At 44.8% G+C, this 3,705-nt stretch carries 2 protein-coding genes and 1 pseudogene; all 3 read left to right on the top strand.

Translation table 11 applies throughout. The features are described from left to right. Window positions 1-380, top strand: a 380-nt coding sequence (locus IM500_RS16050; protein ID WP_502882361.1) for an RpnC/YadD family protein, incomplete at its 5' end; no start/stop codon positions are given. A 71-nt stretch (window positions 381-451) separates the two neighbouring features. Next, window positions 452-3,076 (top strand): alanine--tRNA ligase, encoded by a 2,625-nt coding sequence (gene alaS, locus IM500_RS16045; protein ID WP_190722408.1) that lies wholly within the window; start codon window positions 452-454, stop codon window positions 3,074-3,076. 70 nt (window positions 3,077-3,146) lie between these two features. Continuing rightward, window positions 3,147-3,705 (top strand): annotated as a pseudogene (locus IM500_RS16040) (hypothetical protein); the annotation flags it as partial.

Here is a 3,705-nt window from a genome sequence, read left to right as displayed (position 1 = left end):
GAAAAACTCAAGACCAAGCGGTGCGAGAATTGTTAGAATTACCTCAAGGTAATGCTTTCCGGGAAAATGTGCTGGAATTATTAATTAGTTGGCGGGTTAGTATGGAAATAAATAACATCCTAGAAACTGAAGATAGAGAGGTGTTTATGACCTTATCTCAAACCTATCAGGAATGGAAGGAAGCAACTAAACGGGAAGGACGACAGGAAGGACTCGAACAAGGACTAGAGCGAGGACTCGAACAAGGACTAGAGCGAGGAAAACTAGAGGCTAAACTGGAATCTATTCCCCGTTTGCTGGCTTTGGGTTTAAGTGTGGAACAAATCGCTCAAGCTTTGGATTTAGACTTAGAACAAGTCCGACAAGTGGCGCGAGAGTAAAGGTGGAGAGTTAAAACGCAAAAATGCCACAATGGATAAAATAGGCATTTTCTGACTAACTGACATCTTCTATGAGTAACCACCTAAGCGGAAGCGAGATTCGCCAGCGATTTTTAGACTTTTTTGCGGCCAGAAACCATAAAATTCTCCCTAGTGCCTCCCTAGTTCCAGAAGATCCCACCGTTTTGCTGACTATTGCGGGAATGCTCCCTTTTAAACCGATTTTCTTAGGGCAAAAGACCCCAGAATTTACCCGCGCTACCACTTCCCAAAAATGTATTCGCACCAACGACATCGAAAATGTCGGCCGGACTGCCAGACATCATACTTTTTTTGAGATGTTGGGCAATTTTAGCTTTGGTGATTATTTTAAAGAACAAGCGATCGCCTGGGCCTGGGAATTGTCCACAGAAGTTTTTAACCTTCCCCCCGAAAGATTAGTCGTTAGTGTCTTTAGGGAGGATGAGGAAGCTTTCGCTATCTGGCGCGATAAAATCGGTATTCCTGCCCATCGTATCCAAAAAATGGGCGAAGCGGATAACTTTTGGGTATCGGGTCCCACGGGTCCCTGTGGTCCCTGTTCGGAAATTTACTACGATTTTCACCCGGAATTAGGGGATAAAACCATCGATTTAGAGGATGATAGCCGTTTTATCGAGTTTTATAACCTCGTCTTCATGCAGTATAACCGCGACGCGGATGGCAATCTGACACCCCTGGCCAATAAAAATATCGATACGGGGATGGGTTTGGAACGGATGGCGCAAATCCTGCAAAAAGTCGCCAATAACTACGAAACTGACCTAATTTTCCCGATTGTCGCTGAAGCGGCCCGGTTAGCAGCCATAGACTACCAGAAAGCGGACGAAAAAACGAAAGTTTCCCTGAAAGTCATCGGCGATCATGTGCGTTCGGTAGTACACATGATAGCGGATGGTATCTCAGCATCGAATACTGACAGAGGTTACGTCCTGCGTCGTCTGATTCGCAGAGTAGTACGGCACGGGCGTTTAATCGGTATTGAAGGTCAATTTATCACCAAAGTGGCGGAAGTTGCGATCGCTCTTTCCGAGTCCGTCTATGGCAATGTTCGGGAACGAGAAACGGTGATCAAGGCAGAATTAGAGCGAGAGGAAGCGAGATTTTTAGAAACCCTAGAAAGAGGCGAGAAACTGCTCGAATCGATTCTAGAAAAAGAAAAAAGCCAGATTTCGGGAGTCGATGCCTTTACCCTTTATGATACCTATGGCTTCCCCCTGGAACTCACTCAAGAAATCGCCGAGGAGCAGGGTTTAAGCGTCGATACGGCGGGTTTCGAGCAGGAAATGAAAAAACAGCAGCAAAGATCAAAAGCCGCCCACGAAACCATAGATTTGACGGTACAGGGCAGTTTAGATAAGCTGGCGGAACATATTCACCCGACGGAATTTCTCGGTTATACGGATTTGCAAGCAACCGCAACAGTAACAGCGGTTTTAGTCGCCGGTAAAACGGTGGAATCAGCCGCAGCAGGCACTGAGGTGCAGGTAGTTCTCGATAAAACCCCTTTTTATGCCGAATCGGGTGGACAAATCGGTGACAAGGGTTATTTAACCGGCGATAATCTGCTTATCCGCGTGGAGGATGTGCAGAAAGAATCGGGGATTTTTATCCATTTTGGTCGGATTGAGCGGGGAATTGTCACCACCAGCGATACAATTAATGCACAGATCGATCGCTCCTGTCGTCGTCGCGCTCAAGCTAATCATACCGCCACCCATCTGCTACAATCGGCCTTGAAAAAGCTTGTCGATGGGGGGATTTCCCAAGCAGGTTCCCTCGTCAGTTTTGAGCGCCTCCGTTTTGATTTTAACTGTCCTCGTCCCCTGACTAGCTCTGAATTGCAACAGGTGGAAGAACAGATTAACACTTGGATTGCCGAAGCGCATGACACCGAGATAGCGGTGATGGGATTGGAAGAAGCGAAGCAAAAGGGAGCTATTGCCATGTTTGGCGAGAAATACGGCTCAGAAGTGCGCGTCATCGATATTCCTAGCGTTTCTATGGAATTATGCGGGGGAACTCACGTTAAAAATACCGCCGAGATCGGTTTATTTAAAATCATCTCCGAGACGGGAATCGCCGCGGGAATTCGTCGCATCGAAGCGGTGGCCGGCCCTGCCGTGTTAGCATACCTGAATGAACGGGATCAGGTGGTGCGGGATCTTTGCGATCGCTTTAAGGTCAAACCTCTGGAAATTCCTGATCGCATCACGGCCCTACAATCGGAGTTAAAAGGCACACAAAAGCAGTTAGAAGCGGTTAAACAGGAGTTAGCCCTAAATAAATCGGACGCTTTGCTATCTCAAGCCGAATCTATCGGCGAATTTAAGCTATTAGTCGCTTCTTTGGGTGATATTGATGCTAATGCTTTGATGGCCGCAGCCGAAAGACTACAGCAAAAATTAGGGGAAGGGGCAGTGGTTTTGGCCTCGACTCCCGCAGCTGATAAAGTGAGTTTAGTGGCCGCTTTTAGTCCCCGGGTGATTAAAGATCGGGGTTTACAAGCGGGTAAATTTATCGGTGCGATCGCTAAAATCTGCGCTGGTGGTGGTGGTGGTCGTCCCAATTTAGCTCAAGCTGGGGGACGGGATGCTAGTAAGTTAAACGAAGCTTTAGCTAAGGCCAAAAGTCAATTAACTAGCAGTTTGCAATAGTTTTAAAGGTGGGCATTTTGTCCACCTTTAAAAAATTAGTTATCCTCTCGGTGCGATTGGTAAAAATAATATGGAACTACTGATCAAGAATTTGGGATCAATTAGAAATAATAATCAAACTATAGATTTAACCAAGAATTTTTATACTTTTATTGACTACAATAATAGTGGCAAAACCCTATTTTCTCAGCTTTTATGGACAATTTTTAATCATGACAATATTAGAAAGTTTTCCGAAAAGACCCAAATTGATTCTTTAGTAATTGACTCTGAAAAACCTATTAAAACAACTACGATCAATCAAGAATTAATCGATGAGATTCTCAATAAATTTAGCCAGTTTATTGAAAAAGAAGTGGAATGGCATTTAAAACAGTCCTTAGCTCCTTTATTATTTGAGGATGAAGAAATTGATGATAGTTCTCTGGATGTGATTAAAGCGAGTCGCAGTGAATCGGTGCAGTCTAAAGAGAGAAAAAAACGGAATCAAGAGAACATCCCTGTGCATAGTTTTCGGACTTTGTTGGAAGACCTGGGGACAATTTGCTTGAATACAGTAGAATGTACGATTAGAGAGGGAAGTTATCGTTTTTCTAAGATAACTCGACCGACTTCTCTACAACAATCAT

Origin of the sequence: Microcystis sp. M179S2 (genome assembly GCF_020245805.1) — a bacterium.
Lineage (GTDB): Bacteria > Cyanobacteriota > Cyanobacteriia > Cyanobacteriales > Microcystaceae > Microcystis > Microcystis aeruginosa.
Note: the sequence above shows the minus strand (reverse complement) of the source record. Positions and strands in the feature narration are given on the sequence as shown.

Bases quoted from the DNA above. Each gene is read 5' to 3' on its own strand.
- alaS (WP_190722408.1), top strand. From the start codon at position 452: ATGAGTAACCACCTAAGCGGAAGCGAGATTCGCCAGCGATTTTTAGAC.